A 25,530-nucleotide genomic window follows, 5' to 3' on the forward strand; every position below is an offset into this window, starting at 1 on the left:
GTGTTCTAGGACTCGAGCGTTTCCAGCGGGCCGAAGAACTCATAGCGCAACTGCTGCTTCGGTATGCCAAGCGCCAGCCCGTCGGCATAAACGGCCTTCATGAAGGGTTGGGGTCCGAGAAAATACAGGTCCACGTCGCGGTCGGATGGCAGTAGCCGGGCCAGAAGTTCTCGGTTCACGAAGCCGATTGCATGTGGCCGGTCGGCGGCGCGCGGCGTGTCGTAGACGTACAGCGGCTTTACGTTCGCATGCGTCGCAGCCAGAGCATCCACGCGTGCGCGGAAGGCGTGGGCGCCGCCGTGACGGGCCGCATGCACGAAATGCACCGGGCGACCCGTGTGCGCCATGGATTCCAGCATGCTCATCGCCGGCGTGATGCCCACGCCCCCGGTGACCAGCACCAGCGGACGGGTTTGTTCTCCTGCGGGCTGCAGCACGAAGTCGCCGCACGGTGCCTGGACCTGCAGTCGCGCGCCGACGGTCGCAGTGCTGTGCAGCCAGTTTGAAGCCCGGCCCCCCTCCTCCTTCTTGACGCTGATGCGGTACCACGGCTTGCCTGGCGCGTCGGACAGCGAATAGTTGCGTCGCACCGGCTGGCCGTGGATGTCCAGCACGAGCGTGATGTACTGGCCAGGCGAGAAGGCGAGCAGCGCGCCGCCGTCGGTGGGCTCCAGGTAGAACGACGTGATGACATCGCTTTCATCCTCGCGACGCGCGACGCGAAACTCGCGCGTCCCGCGCCAGCCTCCGGGTTGTGCTGCGTTGGTGCTGTAGACCTTTTCCTCAGCGGCAATCAGCAGGTCGGCCAGTGCGCCGTAGGCCTCGCCCCAGGCGGCAATGACTTCATCGGTGGCGGCGGCGCCCAACACATCCTTGATGGCACGCAGCAGGTAGCTGCCGACGATGGGGTAGTGCTCGGGCAGCACGCCGAGTGCCGCATGCTTCTGGATGATGCGCGGCAGCGCATCGCCAATGGCTTCCAGACGGTCGATGTGTGCTCCATAAGCGACGACCGCACCTGCCAGCGCCCGAGCCTGGCTGCCGGCCGCTTGGTGGGCTTCGTTGAAGAATGCCTTCAGCTGAGGATGCCCCTCGAGCATGAGGCGGTAGAAGTGGCGGGTAATGGCCTCGCCGTGCACCTGAAGCGCGGGCACGGTGGACTTGACGATGGCGATGGTTTGCGGGTTCATGGCTTTTCCGAATTGATGTTGGCGGTGTCGACATCTCACGATCTGTGCCAGCGACAACCATGAGCCAAGTCCCTGTCGCCATTGGTGATTTTTTTGCAATGGTCAAATTGACAACTTCAAACAGTTGTATTTATGACCACAAATGATGTCAGTTTGACCCATGACCTTCCGCATTCGGCGGCTGAAGTGAGCAGATACCGATCGCTTCTGGCCGCGGCGCGCGGACTCGTTCAATGCGATGCGGCCGCCCTCTTGCAACTCGAAGGCGATGTTCTTCGGCCGATGGCCGTGGACGGCTTGAGCGAGGAGACACTCGGACGCCAGTTCCCGGTGGCTGCCCACCCGCGTTTTGCGCGTCTGCTCGACAGTTCGCGAGGCCTGCGGTTCGCCCATGACTGCGGTTTGCCGGACCCCTACGATGGCCTGATTGCGGGGCAGCCAGGCATCCTGCCTGTGCACGACTGCATGGGCGCGCCGCTGCGCCTGCGCGGCATCCCGTGGGGCTTGCTGACACTCGATGCCCTCGAGCCGCACACATTCGACGCCGTGAGCCCGGCCCAGGTCGAGGCACTCGTGGCACTCGTCGAAGCGGGCGTGGAGGCCGTCCAGACGATCCGCGAGATGGAAGCTCGCGCCGCGCGCGAGCAGGCCGTGGCTCACGCGCTGCGCGCCGGGCGCGGCGCACCGCGCGAATTGCTGGGCAGCAGCGCGGCCATGAAGCAGCTTTACAGCGAGATCGAGACGGTCGCCGTGTCTGACCTGACGGTGCTGCTGCTGGGCGAGACGGGCGTGGGCAAGGACCTGGTGGCGCAACGCCTGCACGCGCGCTCGCGTCGCAGCGAGCAGCCGCTCGTGCAGGTCAACTGTGCGGCACTGCCCGAGGCGCTGGCGGACAGCGAGCTCTTCGGCCACAAGCGCGGCGCGTTCACGGGCGCCATGCACGACCGCGATGGCAAGTTCGAGATCGCGGACGGTGGCACGCTCTTTCTGGACGAGGTCGGAGAATTGCCGCTGAGCGTGCAGGCCAAGCTGCTGCGCGTGCTGCAAAGCGGCGAAGTGCAGCGCCCTGGGAGCGATCGCACATTGAAGGTCGACGTCCGCGTGATTGCGGCCACCAACCGTGACTTGCCCGCGGCGATCGCGCAGGGGCGGTTTCGCGCGGATCTCTACCACCGGCTTTCGGTCTATCCGCTGGTCGTCGCGCCGCTGCGCGAACGGGGACGCGATGTGCTCGCGCTCGCCGGCGGCTTCCTCGAGGAAAACCAGCATCGCTTGGGCGCGCGCAATCTACGGCTCTCGCCGGCGTCGAAGTCTGCTTTGTTGGCGCACGTCTGGCCAGGCAACGTGCGCGAGCTTGAGCATGTGATCAGTCGCGCATCACTGCGGGCCGTCAGGGAGCAGCCCCGCGGGGCACGCTGGACGGCCATCGAACCACGCCACCTGGCGTTGGAGAGTTCCGCAGTTGGCGCTCCGGCTGACCTGAGGGGGAAGGCCGTGTCCTTACCGGCAGAGGGCCAGGTCCCTCCGGTTGCGGTGCGCAGCACATTGCGTGAAGCCACGCTGGCGTTCCAGCGAGCCTGGCTCGATGAGGTGTTGACGCGGCATCAGGGTCACCTGGCCAACGCCGCGCGCGAAGCTGGGATGGACCGCAGCAACTTCCACCGGACACTGCGCAAACTCGGCCTGCTGCAAGCCGATGATGCGGACGCCCGCAATCAGTCCGGCGCGAACCTGTGAAGGCCCCGCGCGCCTGCGTTCAGCAAGCCGGGCGTTGCAAAAGGGGCCGGGTGCCGATTCCAGCTGCGCATCCCGAGCTTTGCCTGTCTGTTTCTTCCTCCCAAGCACGCACCGTGGAGAGGGCTAGAGTCCATCCCGCATGCTTGGAAAGAAGTCCCGGATATCCGCGTATTGCGTGTCAGCCTGCGCCATCAGTGCAAAGGCCTTGAGCTTTGTGGCGTCGGCATAGGGAACCTGGGAGCTCCCTCCGCCCGAATGCCGGCACAGCAGATCGTCGTCATCCAGGTTGAGCAAGGTGCGGCATGCCACCGGGCGAGCCTCGTAGACGGTGCAACGGTCTGCACGAAGAAACGGGCAAGGCGTCAGCGGACCCGTTTGCAACTGCCGTTCCATCTCGGACAGGTTTTCGGCCTGCGCGTGATCTGCGACGCGCAGGCTGCGTCTTGGCACGCTCGGCGCCCTGCCGCTGGCGCGACCCAGCAGACGGGCCTCGATCAGAGAGATCGTCACCGGGATCTGGCAACAATGACTGCACCCTGCTCGGCAAGCTGAGAGTGCCTCCATCGGTCGAGCCCAGGCCGATGCAGCTCGCTGCAGCCAGATCACCCGCTGTGCCACCGTCCTTGCTTTTTGGGAGGCCTTCAGCAAAGGCGTGGCCTCCCCGGAGGGCGCAAGACCGGCAAGCTTCTCCTGTGCACGCTGCATGGCCAATGGCAGGCGGTCACGCTGCCGCTGGGCCAAGTCCACTGCTGCAGCGCCCGCCGCCAAACTCATGAATTCGATCCGACGCAAGTTGTTGATCGACTAGCCTACCACCTGCGTCGGAGTTGCTTGCCCCCGTTCAGCGCTGAAAGCCTCAGAAGTCCCGTCGCTGAGCACTGTCGCAGGCGCAGTCGCTGGATTCCTGCCGTGACCGAGGCAACGGGCCGATCTTCCAATCGGTCCTCCAGCATTCAAGTCTGGGTGCTTTGTCGACCGCGCTGAAGCCAAGACGGCATGCCTCTGCGCTGTCCATGCGGCGGGCGGTTTCTCGACGCATCGCGCGCGACGCATGAGCGGCCGCAGACGTAAGACGAAGCGGCCGAAGGGCCTGGGTCGACGGCTCGTCCTCGCATCTGCAGGCCGCTGGCGCGTATAAGGCGTCCAACCGTGCAGAAGACATGCTGCCCTAGAGGCGCTCGGCGTCCAGCTCTTGCGGGAGGACCGCGAGGAGGAAACCTGATTTACGACGATCTTGCCGCGGACAAGGTTTCCGTAGCCCAATAAATAGACTAACGGCAAACAGTTTCCTGCCAGAGGAACATACAAAACATCCGCCTCCAAGTCATAATCCGTGCCGTTAGTATGTTTTCTTTGCCAATGGCATCCGATTCGACATTGCCCCTTTTCGATGAGTCGCCCGCTTCAGGCCATGTGAGCGCTTTTCGCGAAGCCTTCGAAGCTTGGCTTGGCGACCAGCGCGGCTCGGGATTGCTGCGTCGCGAGGGCTCGGTATCGGTCTACGAAGACATGTGGGAGGCGTTCGCGACCTGGTGTCTCGGGCAATCGCCTGCGGTGACCTTGTCGACCCTTGAACTGGCTGACCTGCAGGCCTTCCAAGCGGCCCGGTTCGGACGCAAGACCTCCGATTTGTCCTTGACGCCGCGCTACGCGTTGCGGCTGATGCGGCTGATCGACCGGGTGCTGCGCCACCATGCATCCCGAACGGACACCATGACCAACTCGGCGGCGGCGGACTGGATTGCGGCCAATCCTGAGGTTCGCTATGCCGACGCTGCACATGCCGATCCCCTGCCTGACTACCTCTCAGTGAGCGAAGCCCGGCAGCTCATTGCGTTTCTCTCGACCGCACGGCCACGGCCCGGAAAATCCCGCAATGCCCAAATGCCGCTGACCTGGCAGGAAGTGCGCAATCGCGCCTCGGTGGCCTTGCAGCTCGGCGCCGGCCTCACGCCCGGCGATGTTCGTGCCCTGACGCTGGACTCGCCCGTCTCACAAGGCGGTCGCGTGCGGGAACGGCCGTGGAAGCTCCAGGTACCCGGAAATGGCAATTCGCCACCACGCGAAACGCCCGTGGCGCCATGGGCCGCGGAGTTGCTGCAGCACTGGCTGAGCGTGCGCGCCGAAACTGGCATCGCAGGGCCCTTTCTGTTCCCTTCCACGCGCACCGGTAAACAATGGCAAAAGCCCTCACAGTACGAATGCGCGAAGCGAGTGCTCGAGGAAGCCGGGGCCGACTCACGCGAAGGAGGGTCCTTCCGCTTGCGACACACGTTCGCTCTTAGGCAGTTGCGACGAGGGACGTCGCCAGAGCAGATTGCGGGATGGCTCGGCATCGAGCCCGCGAAGATGAAGCGCTACGAACGCGTGCTGCCGGGCGTGATCGACGTCGTGTGATTGGCAAGCAACTGTACCGAGGGGCTCACCCTCGGTGCCTCGCGCAGCGAAGTTGCCAACTCCTCTGAACCAAGCCTGCGCCACGGCCCCCGCCTGGGTGCGCTACTTCTGCGCACTTCACTTCGACGCCGCTGCATGGTTCAAGGCAGTGCCGACACCGGACGGCAGTGCGGAAATGGAGGCACGGCTTCGCGCATGCCGGACCTGCCTCGTCGCCGCGTGCGATGCCGTCTCGACACGTTCTCCATGAAGACCCCAAGGATTCTGAACAGGTCCGCGCAACATTCACCTCTCGTCGGTGATATGCGCGGAGCAAGGATTCGATCGGTTTCAGAAGGGGATGAATGAGGTTGGTGTTTCGACGATATGCGCTGCTCGGCCTGCTCCTCGCAGCGGCGGTCACGGGAATCTGGATAGGCGTTGCGCAGCCGAACTCGGGCCCCGAGCTGGCCACGGCGAGCGTGACCATCGGTGATTTGGAGCAGACGGTACTGGCCGTAGGCCGGTTGCATCCCAAGGAACTGGTCGCCGTCGGCGCTCAGGTCTCCGGGCAGGTCAAGCGACTGCATGTGGCGCTGGGACAGCCGGTGAAGACCGGCGATCTCATCGCAGAGGTTGACGACCAGCCGCAGCGGATCTCGATGCGCAACGCGCAGGCCGCAGCGACCTCGCTGCAGGCGCAGCTGGCCGCAAGGCGCGCGGCCCTGGCGCAGGCTGAACTCGCCTTCGAGCGCCAGGAGGCCTTGCTCGCGGCAGAAGCCACGGCCAGGTCCGACCAGGAGGCCGCCAAGGCAGCATTGGAAACCGCACGCGCCGAGGCCCGCTCGCTGGAGGCCCAGATCGAACAGGCGCACACCCAGATCGAGACCGCACGCATCAACCTTGGATACACCCGCATCCTGGCCCCAATGGACGGCGTCGTCGTGGCCATCGTCACCAAGCAGGGCCAGACGCTCAATTCCTTTCAGACAACGCCCACGATCGTCATGCTCGCCAAGCTGGACGTCATGACGGTGCGCGCCGAAATCGCAGAAGCCGACGTACAGAAGGTCGAGCGTGGCCAGCAGGTAACCTTCACCACCCTGGGTGACAAGCGGGACAAGTACGTCGCGCAGATCGAGCGGATCGAGATCGCGCCCACGTCCATCGTGAACGAGGTGGGCGGCGCAGGGGGCTCATCGGGCACGCCGACCTCCTCGCGCGCGATCTACTACAACGCCGTCTTCGACGTCCCTAATCCGAAGGGCCAGCTGCGCCCCTCCATGACCGCGCAGGTCTCCGTGCTGATCTCCCATCTCAGGCAGACGCTGCTGGTTCCCACCGCCGCGCTGGGCGAGCGCGATGCGCATGACGCCTATACGGTGCGCGTGGTCGACCCGCGGGGACGGGTCTCGGTGCGCCAGGTGCGCATTGGCGTGCGGACCAACGCGACTGCACAGGTCCTGTCCGGCCTCCAATCCGGCGACGCCGTGCTGATCGGCGAGACGGTGCCCACCACGGCGCCGGGTGGCCCAGGGCTGCTGGGGTTCTGAGCATGGACCAGCCGCTGTTGGAGTTGCGCGCGCTGCGCCGGGAATTTCCTTCCGGGGACGGCACCGTGGTGATCCTGAAGGACATCGACCTGAAGATCGACGCGGGAGAGATGGTGGCCATCGTCGGCGCGTCCGGGTCGGGCAAATCGACCCTGATGAACATCCTCGGCTGCCTCGATCGACCCACGGCAGGCAGCTACAGGGTCGCCGGCACGGAAACAGGGGAGCTGGGCCCCGACGAGCTGGCCGCCCTTCGGCGCGAGCACTTCGGCTTCATCTTCCAGCGCTATCAGCTGCTCACGGATCTCTGCGCCGCAGCGAACGTCGAGCTGCCGGCGATCTACACCGGGCTGGCCGCCTCGGCGCGGCAGGCACGCGCGCGGTCGCTGCTCACGCGCCTCGGGCTGCAGGAGCGCATGAACCACCGCCCAGGCCAGCTCTCGGGCGGCCAGCAGCAGCGCGTTTCCATTGCACGCGCGCTGATGAACGGGGGCGCGGTCATCCTGGCCGATGAACCGACGGGCGCACTCGACAGCGCCAGTGGCGAAGAGGTCATGCGCATCCTGCAGGAATTGCACGCCGACGGCCACACGATCATCCTTGTCACCCACGACATGTCGGTCGCGTCTCATGCCGCACGGGTGATCGAGATCAGCGATGGTGTCATCGTCGCCGACCGGCAAACGGCAGCCCGCACCGCAGTGAAGCCCCCGGGGCTGGCTTCGCCCTCGCCCGCCGCGGCCTTGATGCGAGCGGGCGCGGATCGTTTCGCTCAGGCGTTCCGTATGGTCCTTCGGGCGATGAACGCGCACCGGCTGCGCACCTTCCTCACCATGCTCAGCATCATCATCGGCATCGCAGCGGTCGTCTCGGTGGTCGCGCTCGGCCGGGGCGCGCAGGCGCAGGTGATGGCGCAGGTCCGCGAGCTGGGGACCAACACACTCGATGTCTTCCCCGGCAAGGATTTTGGCGACACCCATGCCGCGGCCATCGAGACGCTGGTCGCCGCCGATGCAGAGGCACTTGCCGATCAGCCCTACGTGGACAGTGCCACGCCGAACCTCTCGATCAACGTCACCGCGCTTTATCGCGAGCTCGCGGTCGCCGGCCAGGTCACTGGCGTGGGTGCCGGGCATTTCCGCGTGCGTGGGCTGAAGCTTGCATCGGGCCGCTTCTTCGATGCCCTCGACGTCGAACGTCACGGCCAGGTCGCCGTGATCGATCCGAAAGCGGCCACGACCCTGTTCAAGTCCGCGACCCGGGCCATCGGCGAGATCGTGCTGCTGGGCAACATGCCGGTCGAAATCATCGGAGTGCTCCAGCCTGTGCAAAGCAGCGCCAACACTTCCACCCCGACCTTCTACGTACCCTATGCGGCGGTGGCAACGCGCCTGTCCGGACAATCCCATCTCGACAGCATCAGCCTGCGCGTGCGCGACGCCGTCTCCAGCCAGGCCGTGCAGCAGGCAGTGACCGCGATGCTGAGCGAGCGACACGGCCGAAAGGACTTCTTCATCTTCAGCTCCGACCAGATCCGACAGGCCGTCACCCGCACCAGCACCACGCTCACGGTGTTGATCTCAGGCATCGCCATGATCGCGTTGCTCGTGGGTGGCATCGGCGTGATGAACATCATGCTGGTGTCCGTGACCGAGCGCACTCAGGAAATCGGCGTGCGCATGGCGATCGGTGCCCGTCAATCCGACATCCTTCAGCAGTTCCTGATCGAGGCGATGCTGGTATGCCTCATCGGCGGCGTCCTGGGCGTGCTGATTGCGTTGGGCCTGGGCCTGGCGGCCGACCTGATGGGGCTCGGCCTCCAGATGTCCTTCTCCGTCGCATCCATCGTGCTGGCTGTCGCCTGCTCCTCCCTGATCGGGATCACCTTTGGTTTCCTGCCGGCGCGCAATGCGGCCCGGCTGGATCCGGTCCAAGCGCTGGCGAGGGACTGATGCGTTTTCCCATCCCGTGTCACGCCAAGAGGACCATGACTGCCGCGGCGGCGGTGAGCGTCTTGCTGGTCCTTGCAGGTTGCGCGGCCCTCGCCCGCACGCCCTACCAGCAACCGGCCGTGCCCCTGCCGGCGCACTTCGAACACTCGGATATCGCCGCCGGTGTCCCGCGCAATGAGGCGTGGTGGCGCTCATTCGACGACCCGCAACTCAACGGATGGATCGATCTGGCGCTCCTGCGCAATCCCGACCTGGCAATCGCAGGCTTCCGGGCGCGCCGCGCCTCGCTGGAAGCGCAACTGGCCGGCAATGCCCTGCGGCCGGTGTGGGATGGGGCCCTTTCGAGCAGCGCAAGCCGCGCTTTGTCGGGAGAGAACCGACGCACCAACGAGACCGTCAATGCCCAGATCGGCGTGCGCTGGGAGATCGATCTGTTCGATCGCCTCGGTGCGCAGCGGGATGCGGCCAGCTTCGAGGCACGGGCCAGCGCGCAGGATCGCGAGGCGATCGCCCTGTCCCTCGTCTCGGCAGTCGCGAACCTGTACTGGCAAATCGGATTTGCCAACGAGCGCATCGCGTCCGCAATGCAGAGCCTGGCGTACAGCCATCGCACACGCGAGCTGATCGACGCGCAGTACCGGGCAGGCTCGGTCTCCCGCCTCGAACTGCGCGAAGTCGAGCAATCGGTGGCTGAGCAGCAAGCCCTGCTGAGCCAGCTCGTACAGACAAGCAACGAACTGCGTCAGGCGCTGATGGTCTTGTTCGACGGGTCGCTGCCGCCCGGTCCGGAACCCCTGCATTTGCCAGACGCAATGCCCGCGCCTGTCGGTGCAGGCCTCCCCGCAGAGTTGCTCGGACGGCGCCCCGACCTGCGCGCAGCCGAGCTCCGCCTGCGCGCCTCGCTGGCCAGCCGCGATGCCACAGCCGCGCGCTTTTATCCGACGTTCTCGCTCACGGGCAGCCTGGGAACTTCCAGCGCGTCGCTGCTGGAGGTGCTGCGCAATCCGGTCGCCACCTTGGGTTCCGAGATGGCGCTGCCCTTCCTCAACCTGCGCGGGATGCAACTGAGCAATGCCGTCGCCCGGACACGCCATGAGGAAGCGATCCTGAGTTTCAGGAAATCGCTCTACGCGGCGCTCGCAGAAGTCGAGCGGGCGCTTTCAGCGCGCACGCAACTGTCACTGCAGGCGCTCGCACGCCGGCGCGCCCGGGACGAAGCAACCGAGAGCGAGATGCTCTACGAAGTTCGATATCGCAAGGGGCAGGTTGCCCTGCGCGCCTGGCTCGATGCGCAGGAGCGCAGGCGCGTGGCAGAAGTGGCTCATGCGTCGATTCGCCTGGCCTTGCTGCAGAACCATATGACGCTGAATCAGGTGCTGGGCGGCGCCGTTCCTCCCATGGACCAAATCGGGGAAATGCCGAGTGACGGGGGCCTGAATCGCGTGACGCGATCGCCCTGAAGAACCTCTCGCTTGCAACCTCGGCCCTTCCCATGTGCCCCTCGGAGCCTGAGCCCAATTCCGTGCGACTGCTCCACCCTACCCGAAGTCTTCGCATGCACGTGTTCATGGCCCGAACCAGAAGACAAGCCACAGGGCGACGGCCCCGAGCGTGGCGAGCAGCAGGAGCGTCTCGGCTTTTCGGCGCAGCCAGCCAGAGCATTTCGCCTTCCAACGCCCGATCGCGGTCTTGCCTCGCGCGAAGACCCCCGACGGACCGAGCCGACGCGCTATGCCGTTCTCACGGCGGGTTCTACGCGGCGGCGCGAAATGGCCCATGGCGGCAAGCGGCACCGTCGATCAAGGGCAAGGCGGCTCGTGAAGCGCGGCGCGGCAATGAGGCAGCAATGCGCTTCGAGCGGGTAGCTGTCGCCATCCTGGAGATGCCTTCAATCATCGGCACTCAGGGCATTCGCTCGGCCAGCGTTGCGCCAAGGCCTGACATCGGCGCGACGCGGACACCCACAGTCCGCAGCAAGTCGGGCAAGCCAGGATCAGCCCACACCATGAATTCGACGCCGCGTCCGTGGCGAATGAGGTCACCCATTCTTGGCGTGCCCGGATGACACATCAGAAGGTCACCGTTTCGGGCGTGCCTGAGCCAATGCCGCAACAGCGAACCGTATCCACTCTCGGTGGCCTTGAAGTCGTAGACGCCAAGCAGGCGGCGATTCGCGAGGAAGCCGAGCGAGCGCGCACGGCGGCGGAAATCCTCCGCCCCCACCAGGCGATCGATAAGCCACGCCTTGCGGCCGTCGGGACGCCGCATCGAATCCATCAGAGACGAGGTCGGCGCGGCACTCACACGCACCCACGGCAGGGAACTTCCGTAGCGTCGCATCAGTACATCGAGCACGATGTCGCGTATTTCCGGCAAGTGGTGCACGTGCTCGTGACTGTCGAGGTGGGCCGGTGCGCGGAACATTTCCTCCTCGAAGGCATCGAGCTGATCCAGCAAGGCTTCGCGTATGCGCCGCAGAGGCAGCAGCCGCAGATGGGCGGCCGCGATGAGCGTTCGCACCGACCCCAGCGCTGGCGCGCCATTGAACGGCAGGGTCAAATTGAAATGCAGGCCGATGTCGACGTGGTGGACGTCGAGGTAGCGCGCACGCGCGGCGCCCTCCTCCCAGTCCGGCGCCTGCGTCATGGCGCTCAAAGCGCTCACGCGCCGCATCTCGGCCAACTGCAATGCCGCCGCGTTGACACCTTGGTTCAGGCCGAAGTCGTCCACGCAAACAGCAATGCTTCGTTGCTCGGGGCGGGACAACCCATCGTCGACGGAGGGCGGCCTTGCAGCGGCAGGCCCGGACAGGCCACTGGATGCCGACGGACCGTTGCGTGCAGCTTGGTGGCTCATCCGGCAACCTTTCTGATCAAGACCTGTTGCCGACCCTGCGGCGGCAGTGAGGCAGGTCGAGCGCCTGGCCTCTGCTGGGCGCGGGTGACGTACTGGCGCACCGAGGTCGCCCCGGGTCCAGGGATGCAGAGCCGGCTCGGCTTCAGCACGGGCATCCTCATGGCTGGCGCTCCGTCGAGGCGGCTTCACGGGATCGCTTGACGAGATAGAGAGGCCGTCCCTTCACTTCATCGAACACCCGCGCCAGGTACTCGCCGATCACGCCGAGCGAGATCAGTTGCACGCCGGCCAGCAGCAGCATGGCAACAACGATCGTGGTCCAGCCCGATACTTCGTTGCCCCAGAGCATGTACGACACGGCCAATCCAACGCCGTAGCCGAACGAGACAAGTGCAAGCGCGCCTCCCACCACGCTCGCGGCACGCAACGGCCAGCTGGTGAACATGGTGATGCCGGTCAAGGACAGGCTGCACAGTGCGCGCAAGCTGTAGTGGCTGCGCCCATGAGGTCGGGGCGGCGGAACATAGACGATCTGTTCCACGCGGAAGCCGACCCAGGCGAACAGACCCTTCATGAACCGACTGCGCTCGGGAAGCGCACGCAAGGCTTCAACCACCTGGCGGTCCAGCAGACGAAAGTCGCCCGCGCCCGCCGGAACCCGATAGCGCCGGTCCCGGTCGATGAGGCCATAGAACAGGCGGGTGCCAAAGCGCTTCATCCAGCTTTCGGTCTTCCGGTCGGTGCGCACCATGCAGACCATGTCGGCCCCCTGAGCCCAGCGCGCGACCATGTCGGGAATCAACTCGGGCGGATGCTGGCCGTCACCGTCCATCAGGACAACGAGATCTCCCCGCGCCACGTCCAGCCCGGCGCTCAGTGCAGCTTCCTTGCCGAAGTTGCGGGAGAGTTCCAGCGACCGAACGCCATGGTCCCGCCAGCGCAGCGCCACCTCAGCGGTGGCATCCGTGCTTCCGTCGTCGACGACGACGATCTCCCACTCGCGAGCGAGGCTCGAGAGCACGACCACGAGTTGCGGCAAGAGCAACGCAAGATTCCTCGCTTCGTTGCGGCAGGGAATGACGCAACTGAGAAAGGCCACGCGGGCTCTGGAAGTCCGCTCGGCAAGCGAGTCCTGCGCAAGGTTGCCGGCGCACGCGCGCGGCATGAGGGTCGGGGACATGGTGTCGGAGGCTCCCGTGTCGCGCTTTCTCGGGCGCACCGCGCGTGAATCAATGGGTGACATTGGGCTGTCCAGTGCACCGTGCCGAGATGGAAGCCGGCGCGATCACGCGCCAGTGCAAGCCCGGAAAGTTGTCCCCCACCGCGCGATAGCCGACGTCCGGAGCTGCAGCCCTGCTGAGTTCCAGAACGCCGCATTCCTCGGCCAATTTCTTGTCCACCCATGGACTGATGTCGAAGCGACCGTGGATCAGGACCAAGGGTTGCTCGGGAAGTCGCAATGCCAGCGCACCGGCTTCGGCCGGCGGCCCCGCCACCACGCGGATCGGACCTCCGAGTTCGATGCGAGCCGCTGGCGCTACCGCGTCAGCCAGCCCCTGCGCGTCGAAGTTGCGCCAATGATGCCGCTGCCATCGCACCTCTCCATTGGCGGAGATCATTTGCCCCCAAAGCAGCAGCAGCAACTGAACCAGGCCAAAGGCCTTGAGGGCGGACCTCAGCGAGATGGCGGACCACAACCGCCTCCAGCGGCCCAGTTCCATGGCCGCCGGGACGACCAGCAGAAGGAACGGCGCGCCCCAATGCAGTTGGAGGTCCGCGCCGACGAAGAGCCCCAGCGCACAGGTGAAGACCAGCGGCGTGGCGCCGAAGCACAGCAGCAGGCATCGGCTCATGCCTGCATCGACCACCACAGCCGTGGGTTGGTGCGCGGGATCCGGCCGCGCTGCGCGCTCGAACGCCCACAGCGCCAGCAGCAGAAAGAGCCATGCGGGAAGCGCGCGGTTCAGAAGCTGATCCACCAACCAGCGTGCGCTGCCGCTCCATCGACTCGCGCCCTGCAGGTCGAGCCCCAGCGACGACTCCATGGCATAGCGGATGGGCCCCAGGTCGTTGTACCAAAGCCAGTACAGATGCGGAGACACCAATGCCAGGGCGGTCACCATCGCCAGCAGCAAGCCACGCCGATGGCTCGTGTCTCGCCAACCACGCTGCCAGCCCCAGAACACGATGATTGCCAAGGCCATCACCGCGATGTGGTACTTGGCAAGGGCGCCCAGACCCAGGCACACACCCAGGGCAAGCCACCAGCGCGATTGCCGTGTACAAAACGCCTTCCAGGTGAACGCGGCGCTGGCGACCGCAAAGGGCATCAGCACCACTTCGTGGTTGTAGTAATAGAGGCGCCCGTTGTAGTAAGTGATGCAAAGTGCCGCGAGGACAGCGATGGTCGCGTGCACGGGTCCCCGCAGAGCCGCAAGGAACCGCCAGAGCACGCCCATGGCTGCCAGCGCGAACATCGCGCCCAGAACATAGGTGGTGGCGCCCGATAGCCCCAGGGCCTGCACCGGCAGCCAAAGCACCCAGGTGGGCAGCGGCGGGTGTTTGTAGTAGCCCCATTCGAGACTGCGTACCCAGGTGAGCTGCTCGATGTTGTCCGTGGGTGGCACGAGGCTCGAATGAGCCAGATGCGGCAGCCAGACGGCGGCAAACAGGACCAGCAACAAGGTGAGCCAGACGCCGTCGGGGCGAGGCGAGCACGCCGCCATCGCATGGCGCAGGACGGCTGCCAGGTGGGCGCCGTCGGGACGCGCCGCGCCGATGCGAGACACCGGGACCGAGGGATCCGCAGCTTCTGACAGGGATGGAGTTGAAGCGGTGTCTGCAGGCGGGGAATGCATTCGGGGCGCGCAAGCTGGAAGGAGCTTCATGGGTGGACGAAGGCGCCATGCTCGTTCGCCATCGTTCAGAAGTGCTGCAATTTCCATCAACATTCAATCAAGCGACGTACGAATCCCTGCCTTCGGCGCAGATCGATATGTGCGTGGTTGCTCGGCTCCCTGCATATCGCAGCCATCAGCGATGGCGCGGCCGTCCTGGGTGGCGCCCCGTTGAGGAAGAGCGGGCCTTCAGCATCTCCATCAGATCTGGATCAAGCGCAAGCCCGTTCTCCACGGGTTTTCACAAGAATCGTCGTCAGGCCGCTGGCTTGATAGGTTCTCGATGCAGCAGCTTCTCTCTCTCTCTCTCGCCTCAGCGATGACCGCCCCGAGGGTGCTGCATGCGTTCACCCTCGAGCGCGCGGCCCGTTCGAGTCCACGCAAATCCAACTGGCCGGTTCGCTCGCCCATTCCGAGGCATGCACTCCCGCCTCCTTTTTTCCAGCCCTGCACGTCGTCAATTGATGAAGAAAACCGAATCCGTTCTCCTCCCTCGTGAGGCACACCTTCACCCACCAGGGGAGATTTCGCCTGGCCCGTCCACCGGATGGAGCGCGCAGCTGATGCGCCTGCGGGGCGCAGCCATCGCCTGTCGAACAGCCCTGATCTGGGCATGCGAAGACTTCGCCACGGCGCAACGCCTGATGCTGGTATGCATCGATCGGCAGTCGCCTGCGGCGCGGACTGCGTGATGACGCGTCTCGTTGAGCGCGACGCCCGCACGCGCGAGCCTCGCTCCGGTGGATCACACCTCGGGTGCCCCACGCATCGGTGCGATTGCCTGCAAGGCGCAGAAGACCTCTCGGGGCACGCTGCTCGCCGCTACGTGCTGGCTGTGCTCGCTGCCGCATGCTGCTGGCTGGCCGGTGCATCGGCGGTTGCTGCACAGGACATCGCCGCACGGCCGCTGGCCTCGAACGAGATGAAATGGGAGTGGATGTTCTCGCCCTATGCCCATCATTTCCGCCGCAGCAATGAACACCGCAACGTATACCTCATCGGTGTGGAGCGGTATCAGACCGAAAACTGGCTGGTGGGCGCGGGCGTGTTCAGCAACTCGTTCGGCCAACCTTCCGCCTATGCCTATGGCGGCTACCAGTGGAGTGGGCTGTTCGGTCAACCGAGGCTCTACCTCAAGCTGACAGCCGGCGTCATGTACGGCTATGTCGGAGAGCACAAGGACAAGGTGCCGTTCAACCGCAACGGATGGTCACCCCTGGTGGTGCCTGCCATCGGCTACAGGCTCGACTCCCGAAACAGCCTCCAGGTATCGGCCCTCGGGACCGCAGGCCTGCTGTTCTCCTATCACTACCGTCCGTGACGCCAGTGATTCGCTGCGGTGCAGCGCGTCATCTTCACAGTAACTGGACATTCAGTGAAGAGTTTCTCCACGAACAAGCAAGACCATCGCGCGGATCTGCACGGCCTCAACGGATTGAGATGGCTCCGGCGCCGCAGATCATCAACGGAGAGAGGGAAAATCATGAAGCCACGCGCGCGCCTGCCCAGCGCCCTGCACCTGCGTCCCTATCTGCGCCCTTATCTGCGCCGATGGGTTGGCGCCGTGTCCACGGTGTTGCTGTCGATGGCGACACAGACCAGCGCGCAGGCCCAGGTGGAAGGGCCGCGGGTGCCATCGACACCGCCCAACGCCATCGAATCCATCACCGGCTCGACCCGTGCCGACGTGGACTTGGTGCGCATCGACTTCACCCACCCCCTCGCCGCGCTGCCCGCAGGTTTCGTGGTGCAATCCCCCGCGCGCATCGCGCTCGACTTCCCTGGGATCACCAGCGCCGTGGGGCGATCGGCCATCGCCTTCAATCTGGGGCATCTTCGCGCTGCCAATGTGGTCCAGGTGGAAGAGCGCACCCGCGTGGTGCTGAGCCTGCGACATGCGGCCACCTACCAGGCCGAGATCCAGGGGCGATCGCTGCTGGTCTCGCTGCAATCAAGCACGGGCCAGCCGCCGCGCACGCCGCCATATGGCGATTTTGCAGAGAACCGTGTCCGCAGCATCACACCGCTGCAGGAGCTCGACTTTCGGCGTGGCGAGGACGGCGCCGGCCGCATCATCGTGACCATGGGCAGCCGCCAGATGGGGGTGGATGTGCGCCGCCAGGGCGCGACGCTGGTGGCCGATTTCATGCGGGCGTCGCTGCCCGAGGGATTGCGACGCCGCCTGGACGTGTCGGACTTCGGGACCACCGTCGACACAGTGCAACCGCAGCAACTGGCAGACCGGGTCCGCCTCTCCATCGGCGCACACGGCGACTGGGAGCAGAGCGCCTACCAGACGGACGAGCAATTCGTCATCGAGGTGCGTCCGCGCAAGGCCGATCCGGGCAAGCTCACGTCCGGCGCGGGCTATGCGGGCGAGAAACTCACACTCAACTTCCAGAACGTCGACATGCGGGCGCTGCTGCAGGTGATCGCGGACTTCACCGGCTTCAACGTGGTGACCTCGGATACCGTCTCCGGCACCCTCACCCTGCGGCTCAAGGACGTGCCGTGGGACCAGGCGCTGGATGTCATCCTGCAGGCCAAGAACCTGGGCATGCGCAAGAACGGCAGCGTTCTCTGGATCGCGCCCCTCGAGGAGATCAACGCCAGGGAAAAGTCCGACCTCGAGGCCCAGGCCTTGCTGGAGAACGTGACGACACTGCGGACGCAGTCGTTCCAGCTCAACTACGCGAAGGCCGCGACGGTCGTACAGAACCTCAGGGGTGGCGGCGGCACTTCCGGCACTTCCGGCAGTGGCGGCAGCTCGGCCACGCGGCTGTTGAGCGCGCGCGGCAGCGCGATGTCCGAGGCCCGCACCAACCAACTTTTTGTCACCGACACCCCCGCACGCCTGACCGAGGTGAGCGAACTCATTCGCAAGCTCGACGTGCCGGTGCGGCAGGTGCTGATCGAGGCGAAGATCGTCGAGGCGTCGGATACCTTCGGCAAGTCATTGGGTGCCAGGCTGGGCGGTGGAATTGTCGAGGGGAACAGCTCTATCGGCACCACTCCTGCAGGCAGCAGTCGCGCCTTTGCGCCTTACACCGACCGCAACTTCGTGAATCTGCCAGCCGGGAGTGCCGGTAGGGGGAGTGCCCCGGGGGTGTTTGCGGTCTCCCTGTTCAGCGCAGGCTACACGCGCATGTTGAACCTGGAAATCTCGGCACTTGAGGCCGAAGGCAGGGGCAAGCTCGTATCCAGCCCTCGCGTGGTCACCGCCGACCAGACCAAGGCCTTGATCGAGCAAGGCGAACAGATCCCGTACCAGCAGGCCACATCCAGCGGCGCCACCTCCGTCTCGTTTCGCAAGGCCGTGCTGAAGTTGGAAGTGACACCGCAGATCACTCCCGAGGGCAACATCATCCTCGCACTGGACGTGAGCAAGGACGCGCGCGGAGTGAATACATCTGCCGGTCCGGCGATCAATACCAAGCACGTAAAGACCGACGTACTGGTCGAAAACGGTGGCACCGTCGTCATCGGCGGCATCTTCGAGGTGACCGAGATCAACGACGAGTCGCGCGTGCCGGTATTGGGCGAGGTCCCCTATTTGGGCGCACTGTTTCGCAAGCGCACACGCACCTTGAACAAGCTCGAGATGCTGGTGTTTATCACCCCCAAGATGATGGGATGACCTGCGTCAAGGCTTGATGGCGAACGCTCCCTGTTGGGACCTGTCCCGCGTGGAGTGGTCTGTGCTGACGCGTCGCGTTCTACTGGCGCGTGACGCTCCCGATCCTGAAGCGGGTCGTGGAGGAGAGCCACGAAGATTGAAGGCGCAGCGAACCATCCCGATGCCAGGCGCCGGCACCAAGCGCTCAGCGCCCCTGGAATCGCGCACTGGCCAGTTGGGACAGTGTCGTCGCGGTCAGTGCGCGAACACCCACGCGCATGGCGGATTCGTCGATCTGAAACAGCGGCGAGTGATTCACCGGTGCGTCCTTGTCGCCCAGCGGCGAAGCATTCAGCATCCAGAACACGACGGGCACTCCGGTCGAACCAAAGGCACCGAAGTCTTCCGAGCCCATGGAAGCAGGCATCTGGCTCACCTTCGCGGCACCGCCAGCGGCAGCATCGAAGGCCCCCACCATCGAAAGCGTGGCGTCGCGGTCGTTGACCAGCACCTCGTAACCGTCTCCGCTGTCGATCGTCACCTCCGCCTGCACCCCGTAGCTCGCCGCGATACCCGTGGCCCGGCGGCGGATCTCCTCCTGGGCGATCTTCTGGTTCGTCGTCGAGAGCGCGCGGATCGTACCGGCAATCTCGGCCGTCTCGGGAAGCACGTTGAAGCGATTCCCGCTTTGCAGCATGCCGGTGGTCACGATCGTCGGCCCGCCGTCAATGGTCGGGTTGAGCCGATGGCTGACGATGTTCTGCAGGCCCAGCACGGTCTCGGCCGCAGCCAGCATGGGCGTGTTGGAGACCCACGGTGCCGCGCCATGGCCGCCCGTGCCCTTGAACAGGATCCGGAACACGTCGATGCTCGCGAGCATCGGGCCCGGCCTGTAGCGGATCGCGCCGGAAGGCGCCTGGTTGCTGATGTGCTGGCCGAGCACCACGTCGACCTTGGGGTTGTCGAGCACGCCCTCGCGCACCATGGCCATGGCGCCGCTGGACTTGCCCAGGCCCGGGCCGATCTCCTCGGCCGGCTGGAAGATGAAGACCACCGTGCCCGCCAGTTGCTCGCGCAGCGAGGACAGCACCTTGGCCGCCCCCAGCAGCATGGCGATGTGCGCGTCATGTCCGCAGACGTGCGAGACCGCGACCGGCTTGCCGAGCCAGTCGGCCTTGGCCACGGACTTGAAGGCCAGGTCGTTGCGCTCTTCCACGGGCAAGGCATCCATGTCCGCGCGCAGCGCCACCACGGGGCCGGGCCGTCCACCGCGAAGCACGGCCTTGATGCCCGTGCCGGCGATGCCGGTGCGCACCTCCAGACCTGGCATGCCGGCCAGGGCCTGGGCGATGTACTTCGCGGTGCCGACCTCCTGGTAGGCCAGTTCGGGGTTTTGGTGGATGTGTCGGCGCCATTCGACCACCTGAGGCTGCGCGCCATCGGACAGGGCCAGAGCCTGCGAGAGCAGAGAGGCCGCCGTGGCGGGCGCGGCACCCTGCGCGTGCGCCCCGATGAAAGAGGCTCCGAGAAGGAAAGCGCAAAGATGGCGTCGAAGGTTCATGGTGATCGCAAGAGTTGCGGAAAAAGGAGTTGAATGAAGCGTGCGTTGTCGCACTCTATTGCCCGGCAGCTCTGCCTCGCGTCGAGCGCCTTGCAGAGTCACCAGCGCGACGCAGCGGATTCGTCGCGGCGAATGTCCTCTAGCAATCGATAGACCAGGTCGTCCGGCGCCGCGCGTCCATTCGGCTGCCGCGGCCCGAACAGGGCCGCGTCGTCCTGCGCAAGCTCGGGCCGCGCGCGCTCCTCGATCCAGTCGTAGACCACGGTGCGCGCAACCACACGCCACTGCCCTTCCCGGCGCTCGAAGCGGTCGACATAGCGCCCGCAAAGAAAGGTCTGCTGTTGCGGCAGCGCGGCCGTGGACTGCAACGCGAAGAAACTGCTCTCCACCGCGGCCGTGTCGCCATGCAACTCGATCAGCACGTTCGTGATCTGGTGGACGCGTCGCCCGCCCTGGCGCAGCTTGCCCAGGGCCTGGGCGATGAAACCCTCGGCGCTGCCGTTCCAGGCGCCGTGGCAGTCGGTTGCATCCTCCCAATAGGCCGAGCGCAGGGCGGCCTCGTCGCAGCGGTCGATGCCGCGGCAGTAGCGGTACAGGCAGTCCCGGATCGCTTCGCGATCCAGCAGTGCCTGCAACGATGCCTGGCCACTCATGTGGCGCCAGGCGGTGACCGCCGGAACAACTGCACGATGTTGCCCTCGGGGTCGCGCAACGACAGCACCATGCCGTGGTCGCCCATGTCGCGCATGCCGAGCACCTCGCCGCCCGCGTCGGCGATCCGCTCCTGCGCACCGTCGAAATCGTCGACCTCGAACACCATCACCAGGCCAGAGGCCGCGGGTGCCGCCTCCTCGAGGCAGGCCAGCGAAACGTTGGTGTTGCCCACGCCATACTGGAACCAGCGGTCCCCGTCGTTGAACTTCAAAGGCAGGCCGAGCGCCGATGCGTAGAAGGCGTGCAGTTGCCGCGGCCGCTTCGCGGCGACATAGACGTTCTGCAGTCGTCGCGGGGCCGCTGGCTGTGCGGCGCTCATAGCGAGGTCTCCGAGGCGCCGCCGTCCAGGCGCAGCACTTCCGCGTTGAGGAAACGCGCCGCATCGCCCGCCAGGAAGCAGATGGCATCGGCGATCTCCTCCACCGTGCCCAGGCGCTGCAGCGGCGTGCGCGCGATGCGCCTGGCATCGAGCTCCGCATTGCGGTGCTTGGCCGTGCCCTCGGTGGGTACTGCACCCGGCGCAACCGCGTTCACCCGGATGTTGCGCCCGCCGAGGTCGGCGGCCGCCGCGCGCGTGATGCCCAGCACCCCCGCCTTGATGCCGCTGTAGACCACCGAGCGCATCGGTGACTTGAAGCCCGCGATGGACGCCACATTGACGATGGTCCCCCCGCGCTCGGCATCCATTGCCTCGGCCGCGGCCTGGATGCCCCAGATCACCGACTTGAAGCCGATTTCCACCATCCGGTCCATGACCTCGGGCGTGATCTCGGCCAAGGGCTGGTAGCGCACCCAGGCGGCATTGTTGACCATGATGTCGAGTCGCCCCGCCTCGCGCGCCAGTTGCATGACGGCCTCGCGCATGCCCTCGCGGCTGGACACGTCGCGCGGCAGCGCAATGGCCTTGCCGCCGAGCGCACGGATCTGTGCGCAGGCCTCCTCGACGAACTCCTGCTTGAGATCGTTGACGCCGACGGTGGCGCCCAGCCGGGCCATCGCCAGCGCGGTGGCCCGGCCGATGCCATGGCCGGCACCGCTGATGAAGGCCACGCGGCCTTCGAGGGATGCATTCATTGCTTGCCTTTCTCTGCCTGTTCGGGAATGAGCAGCGCATCGAGCGCGAAGGCGCCCTGTCCCGCCTCCAGCACCACCAGCGGATTGATGTCGATCTCGGCCACTTCGCCGGCATGCCGCGCGGCAAAGCACGACAGCGCTGCAACGGCACGTGCGGCGGCCTGCACGTCGGCCTTCGGCCGACCGCGCGCACCGTCGAGCAGCGGGAATGCCTTGAGCGAACGCAGCATCGCCGTGGCCTGCGCCTCGTCGACCGGCGCGCTCTGCAGCGCCACGTCCTTGAGGACCTCGGCAAAGATGCCGCCCAGTCCCACCATGACCATCGGGCCGAACACCGGATCCTTCCGGGTCCCGAGGATCAGCTCGACGCCGCCTTGCGCCATCTGCGCCACCAGCACGCCGGTGACGCGAGCCTGGGGCGCCTTGTGCGCCACGCGGGCGAGCAGGCTCTCGTAAGCCTCGATCAGCTGACCTTCGGAGCGCACATCCACCACCACGCCACCGACCTCGGTCTTGTGCGCGATGTCGGGCGAGACGATCTTGAGCACCAGCGGAAAGCCGATGTCGCGCGCGGCGGCCAGTGCCTCGTCGCGGCTGGCCACGACGGCCTCCTGAAGCACCGGCAGCCCGGCACGGGCGAGCGCTGCCTTGGCGCTGGCTTCCGTCGCGAAGGCCTCCGCAGGCAGGGTTTCCCGCTCGATGGCCGCGCCCGCGGAGGCCGGTTCGGCGCGCGCACCGAAGTGCACCAGTGCCGCGAGCGTCGCGCAGGCCGCATCGATGCCCTCCACCACCGGGAAACCCATCGCATTGAGCTGCGTGCGCACCTCCTGCGGCGCGCGTGCGCACAGGACGATCAGGCGCGACGGGTGTTCCTTGCGCACCTGCGCGAGGGCCGTCAGGAACACTTCTCGCAGCCGAGGTACATGGAAGGCATTGGCCGACTGGAGCACCAGCGCATCGCAACTGTCGTCCTCGGCCACGGCGGCCAGCACCTTGGCCAACACCTCCGGGCGGCTGGACACCTGCGCCGTCATGTCCACGGGGTTCGCAGGCGACGCGAAGGGCACCACCTGCAGGATCCGCTCCCGGGTCGGCGCAGCCAGCCTGGGCAGCGCCAGGCCGTGCGCACTGGCGGCATCCGCCAGCAGCACGCCGAAACCACCAGAGGCCGTGAGCACCGCCACCTTGTTGCCACGGGGCAAGCGATCCGGCCCGAGTACGGCGAGCGCATGGCCCACCTCCAGGAGCTGTTCGATGCTCGGCACGCGGATCGCGCCGCCATTGCGCAGCACCACGTCGAACACGGCGTCCGAGCCGGCGAGCGCACCCGTGTGAGAAGCGGCGGCGGCACTGCCCGCTTCGGACACCCCCACCTTCAGGACCACCAGCGGCTTGCCGGCCTTGCGGGCCATCGCCATGGCTTTGTGCAGCCTGGCGCCATCGCGGCAGGTCTCCATGCAGCAAAGGATGACCGAGGTGCCCGGATCGGTTGCCAGCGAGGCGATCGCATCGGCGATGTCGACATCGCACTCGTTGCCGGTGGTCAGCATCCGGCTGATGCCAAGGCCCCGCTCGGATGCGAGGCGCAGCGTGTAGCTGCCGAGATTGCCGCTCTGGGAGACGATGCCCACCGGGCCCGCCGCGGGGAAGGTCTCTTCCAGCGCCACCGAAAAGGTCGCGATGCTCCTGTCCGGCACGCCGATCGCGCCGAGGCAGTTCGGCCCAACGATGCGCATCCCGCTGCGCCTGGCCACCTGTGCGATCCGGGCCTGCAGCCTGCCGCCCTCCTCGCCCATCTCGGAGAAGCCGGCGGAGAGCACCACCGCCGCGCGCACGCCGCGCCCGGCGCAGTCCTCCACGGCGTCGAGCACACCCTCCGGCGGCACGGCGATCACGGCGAGCTCGGGCGCCTCCGGCAGGTCGGCGACGCTCGCATGAGCCTGCAGCGTCTGCACGACGCCGGCCTTGCGATTGACGGGGTAGATCCGGCCCGCATAGCCGTACTTGCGCAGAAACTGCAGCGGCCGTCCGCCGATCTTGGTGACATCGTCAGAGGCACCGAGTATCGCGATCGAGCGCGGACTGAACAGCGCCTCGAGGCCGCGTCCCACTTCCACCAGCGCCTGCATCTCAACGCCCCTTGTAGACCGGCGAGCGCTTCTCGAGGAAGGCGCGGCGCGCTTCCTGCGCATCCTCGGTCTTCGACAGCGCCATGGTGAAGTTCTGCTCGAAGCGGTAGCCATCGCGCTGCGGCATCAGATCCATCATGTTGGCCGCCTGCTTGGCATAGGCCATGGCCAGCGGCGCCTTCGCCGCGATCTCCTGCGCGAGCTGCAAGGCCACCGGCATCAGCTGGTCGGCCGGCACCACCTCGTCGAGCACGCCGCGGCGATACAGCTCTGCTGCCGACGCGCGCATGCCGGTGAAGAACAGGCGGCGTGTGAAGGAACGGCCGAACATGGTGCGCAGCATCGAGACGCCGCCGGCCAGGCCCACGTTGATCTCCGGCATGGCGAAGGTCGCGTCCTCGCTGGCCAGGAAGATGTCGCAGGCGGCCATGAGCCCGAAGCCGGCGCCGAGCGCCGGACCGTTGATGGCAGCGATCACCGGCTTGGCGCACTCGCGGATCGCATTGCCGGTCTCGCGCGTCAGGCGGTTGTGGCCGAGGAAGTCGCCGGCCTTGCCAGGGTCAGGCCGGTCCTTGAGGTCGGCACCGGCGCAGAAGTGCTTGCCGGTCCCGGTGAGGATCGCAACCCGGATGTCGGTGCGCTCGGAGATTTCGTCGAAGGCTTCGATGAGGCCGCGACGCGTCTCGCGATCGAGCGCATTGACCGGCGGCTTGTCCAGGCGGACGACGGCGACGTATTCGGAAACTTCAAGGCTGACGCTCATTGCGCACTCCTGGCGAGGTTGGAAAGGGATAAGGGACCGGCATCGCCCTGCGATGCCTTCAGGTGGGCGGCATGCAAGAGGCGGTCGCCGTAGCGGAACTCGGAGGCGATCAGGCGCTGCGCGAGGCGCGTGGCGAGCACCTCTTCGCTCAGGCCCATGCCGCCATGCATCTGGATCGCGGCTTCGGCGCAGCCGCGCGCCGTCTCGGCGAGCGACACCTTGGCCAGTCGCAGGCTCCGGCGCAGGTCGCAGACCTTCTGTTCGTGCGCATGGAAGCAGTGGATCGTCAGCCCCTTGGCGCCGAGGTACTTCACGTACATGTCGGCCACGCGGTGGCGCAGCACCTGGAAAGTGGAAAGCGCCACACCGAACTGCCGCCGCTCCTTGAGGTGGCCGAGCGTCTGCTGGGTCAGTGCGGCAAGCGCTGCCACCGTGTCGACGGCAGTGAGCAGCAGCGCGGCATCGCTGGCGGCAGCCAGTGCATTGCGGGCCTGGCCGCCGCGCGCGATGCAGCTGCTCTGCGGCACGGTGAGCCGGGCGAGTGCGAAGTCGGCACCGCGTCGGCCTTCCATCGTGCGGTAGCGCGCCACGGGCACACCGACGCGCTCGGCGTCGACGAGGAAGATCGCCGCCTCGCCATCCACCTCGGCTGGAACAAGCCAATGCGTCGCGGGCAGCGAGACATCGACACCCTGCACGAAGCCATTCAGCTCGTAGCCGATGTCGAGGTGACGCGCCCGCAGCGCCATTTCCTCAGGCATGGCGGACAGGGCGATCAGCGGCGCGAGCTGCGCGGCGCCCTCGGCCACGGCCCCGAGCCAACGGTTTCCGACCTCGGGCGCGGCCGCCTGCAGCAGCAGAGGCACGACCGCGCAGGTCTCGACCACCGGAAGGTGCATGCCATGCGTGGCGAGTCCTTCGACGATCGATGCCAGGTCGGCCAGGCTGCCGCCCACGCCGCCGGCTTCCTCGGGCACCAGGGTGGCGGTCCAGCCCAGCTCGCGCACCGGGTCGCCGGGCAGTTCCGGCACGGCGGCGTGGTCCTGCGCATAGCGGCTCGCCGCGTCGAGCAGCATGCCCGGAAAGAGGGACGGGAAAGAGGTGGACATGCT

Annotated in this window: 19 protein-coding genes; 7 read left to right on the forward strand and 12 right to left on the reverse strand. The window is 66.4% G+C overall.

Annotated features, from left to right (window positions below; all coding sequences use genetic code 11):
• Positions 1-5: 5 nt before the first annotated feature.
• Positions 6-1,190 (reverse strand): NO-inducible flavohemoprotein, encoded by a 1,185-nt coding sequence (hmpA, locus tag ABL843_RS33065; RefSeq protein WP_418120584.1) that lies wholly within the window; start codon positions 1,188-1,190, stop codon positions 6-8.
• A gap of 132 nt (positions 1,191-1,322) precedes the next feature.
• On the opposite strand from hmpA, the gene norR reads away from it, so the two are divergent.
• On the forward strand, positions 1,323-2,927 hold the full coding sequence (gene norR, locus ABL843_RS33070; RefSeq protein ID WP_418120585.1) for a nitric oxide reductase transcriptional regulator NorR: 1,605 nt from the start codon (positions 1,323-1,325) through the stop codon (positions 2,925-2,927).
• Between the two features lie 123 nt (positions 2,928-3,050).
• Here norR and ABL843_RS33075 read toward each other — a convergent pair whose 3' ends face one another.
• Entirely contained in the window at positions 3,051-3,701 is a 651-nt protein-coding gene (locus tag ABL843_RS33075) for a YkgJ family cysteine cluster protein (RefSeq protein ID WP_418120586.1), read from the reverse strand.
• Positions 3,702-4,286: 585 nt separating this feature from the next.
• On the opposite strand from ABL843_RS33075, the gene ABL843_RS33080 reads away from it, so the two are divergent.
• From ABL843_RS33080 to ABL843_RS33095, 4 genes are all read left to right on the forward strand, one after another.
• Positions 4,287-5,324 (forward strand): tyrosine-type recombinase/integrase, encoded by a 1,038-nt coding sequence (locus ABL843_RS33080; RefSeq protein ID WP_418120587.1) that lies wholly within the window; start codon positions 4,287-4,289, stop codon positions 5,322-5,324.
• Positions 5,325-5,668: 344 nt separating this feature from the next.
• The gene (locus ABL843_RS33085) at positions 5,669-6,856 is read left to right on the forward strand and encodes an efflux RND transporter periplasmic adaptor subunit (protein WP_418120588.1); all 1,188 of its coding nucleotides are present in this window, start codon (positions 5,669-5,671) and stop codon (positions 6,854-6,856) included.
• A 2-nt stretch (positions 6,857-6,858) separates the two neighbouring features.
• Positions 6,859-8,808, forward strand: a complete 1,950-nt coding sequence (locus ABL843_RS33090; RefSeq protein ID WP_418120589.1) for a MacB family efflux pump subunit — start codon at positions 6,859-6,861, stop codon at positions 8,806-8,808.
• A gap of 35 nt (positions 8,809-8,843) precedes the next feature.
• Positions 8,844-10,268 carry an efflux transporter outer membrane subunit gene (locus tag ABL843_RS33095; protein WP_418120590.1) on the forward strand — a complete coding sequence of 475 codons (1,425 nt, stop codon included), beginning with the start codon at positions 8,844-8,846 and terminating at the stop codon, positions 10,266-10,268.
• Positions 10,269-10,710: 442 nt separating this feature from the next.
• Here ABL843_RS33095 and ABL843_RS33100 read toward each other — a convergent pair whose 3' ends face one another.
• The 3 genes from ABL843_RS33100 to ABL843_RS33110 form a co-directional block, all read right to left on the reverse strand.
• Entirely contained in the window at positions 10,711-11,538 is an 828-nt protein-coding gene (locus ABL843_RS33100; RefSeq protein WP_418120591.1) for a ChbG/HpnK family deacetylase, read from the reverse strand.
• 283 nt (positions 11,539-11,821) lie between these two features.
• Positions 11,822-12,844: a glycosyltransferase family 2 protein gene (locus tag ABL843_RS33105; protein WP_418120592.1), complete on the reverse strand. Its 1,023-nt coding sequence runs from the start codon at positions 12,842-12,844 to the stop codon at positions 11,822-11,824.
• 49 nt (positions 12,845-12,893) lie between these two features.
• Positions 12,894-14,453 carry an ArnT family glycosyltransferase gene (locus tag ABL843_RS33110; protein WP_418120593.1) on the reverse strand — a complete coding sequence of 520 codons (1,560 nt, stop codon included), beginning with the start codon at positions 14,451-14,453 and terminating at the stop codon, positions 12,894-12,896.
• Positions 14,454-15,252: 799 nt separating this feature from the next.
• On the opposite strand from ABL843_RS33110, the gene ABL843_RS33115 reads away from it, so the two are divergent.
• On the forward strand, positions 15,253-15,882 hold the full coding sequence (locus ABL843_RS33115; RefSeq protein ID WP_418120594.1) for a hypothetical protein: 630 nt from the start codon (positions 15,253-15,255) through the stop codon (positions 15,880-15,882).
• Positions 15,883-16,146: 264 nt separating this feature from the next.
• The gene (pilQ, locus tag ABL843_RS33120; protein WP_418120866.1) at positions 16,147-18,198 is read left to right on the forward strand and encodes a type IV pilus secretin PilQ; all 2,052 of its coding nucleotides are present in this window, start codon (positions 16,147-16,149) and stop codon (positions 18,196-18,198) included.
• Positions 18,199-18,382: 184 nt separating this feature from the next.
• On the opposite strand, the gene ABL843_RS33125 is transcribed toward pilQ, so the two are convergent.
• From ABL843_RS33125 to ABL843_RS33155, 7 genes are all read right to left on the reverse strand, one after another.
• A complete protein-coding gene (locus tag ABL843_RS33125) occupies positions 18,383-19,738 on the reverse strand; it encodes a M20 metallopeptidase family protein (RefSeq protein WP_418120595.1) in 1,356 nt (451 codons plus the stop codon).
• Between the two features lie 98 nt (positions 19,739-19,836).
• On the reverse strand, positions 19,837-20,391 hold the full coding sequence (locus ABL843_RS33130; protein ID WP_418120596.1) for a nuclear transport factor 2 family protein: 555 nt from the start codon (positions 20,389-20,391) through the stop codon (positions 19,837-19,839).
• Complete coding sequence (locus ABL843_RS33135; protein WP_418120597.1) at positions 20,388-20,771, reverse strand: VOC family protein; 384 nt, start codon at positions 20,769-20,771, stop codon at positions 20,388-20,390. Before ABL843_RS33135 ends, ABL843_RS33130 begins: the two co-directional genes overlap by 4 nt.
• On the reverse strand, positions 20,768-21,526 hold the full coding sequence (locus ABL843_RS33140) for an SDR family NAD(P)-dependent oxidoreductase (RefSeq protein ID WP_418120598.1): 759 nt from the start codon (positions 21,524-21,526) through the stop codon (positions 20,768-20,770). Before ABL843_RS33140 ends, ABL843_RS33135 begins: the two co-directional genes overlap by 4 nt.
• On the reverse strand, positions 21,523-23,655 hold the full coding sequence (locus tag ABL843_RS33145; protein ID WP_418120599.1) for an acetate--CoA ligase family protein: 2,133 nt from the start codon (positions 23,653-23,655) through the stop codon (positions 21,523-21,525). The genes ABL843_RS33140 and ABL843_RS33145 overlap by 4 nt, the downstream gene beginning before the upstream one ends.
• A gap of 1 nt (position 23,656) precedes the next feature.
• On the reverse strand, positions 23,657-24,418 hold the full coding sequence (locus ABL843_RS33150) for an enoyl-CoA hydratase/isomerase family protein (protein ID WP_184642370.1): 762 nt from the start codon (positions 24,416-24,418) through the stop codon (positions 23,657-23,659).
• Entirely contained in the window at positions 24,415-25,527 is a 1,113-nt protein-coding gene (locus tag ABL843_RS33155; RefSeq protein WP_418120600.1) for an acyl-CoA dehydrogenase family protein, read from the reverse strand. Before ABL843_RS33155 ends, ABL843_RS33150 begins: the two co-directional genes overlap by 4 nt.
• Positions 25,528-25,530 lie beyond the last annotated feature (3 nt).

It is taken from the genome of Variovorax sp. 350MFTsu5.1 (assembly GCF_048302515.1).
Classification (GTDB): domain Bacteria; phylum Pseudomonadota; class Gammaproteobacteria; order Burkholderiales; family Burkholderiaceae_C; genus Variovorax; species Variovorax guangxiensis.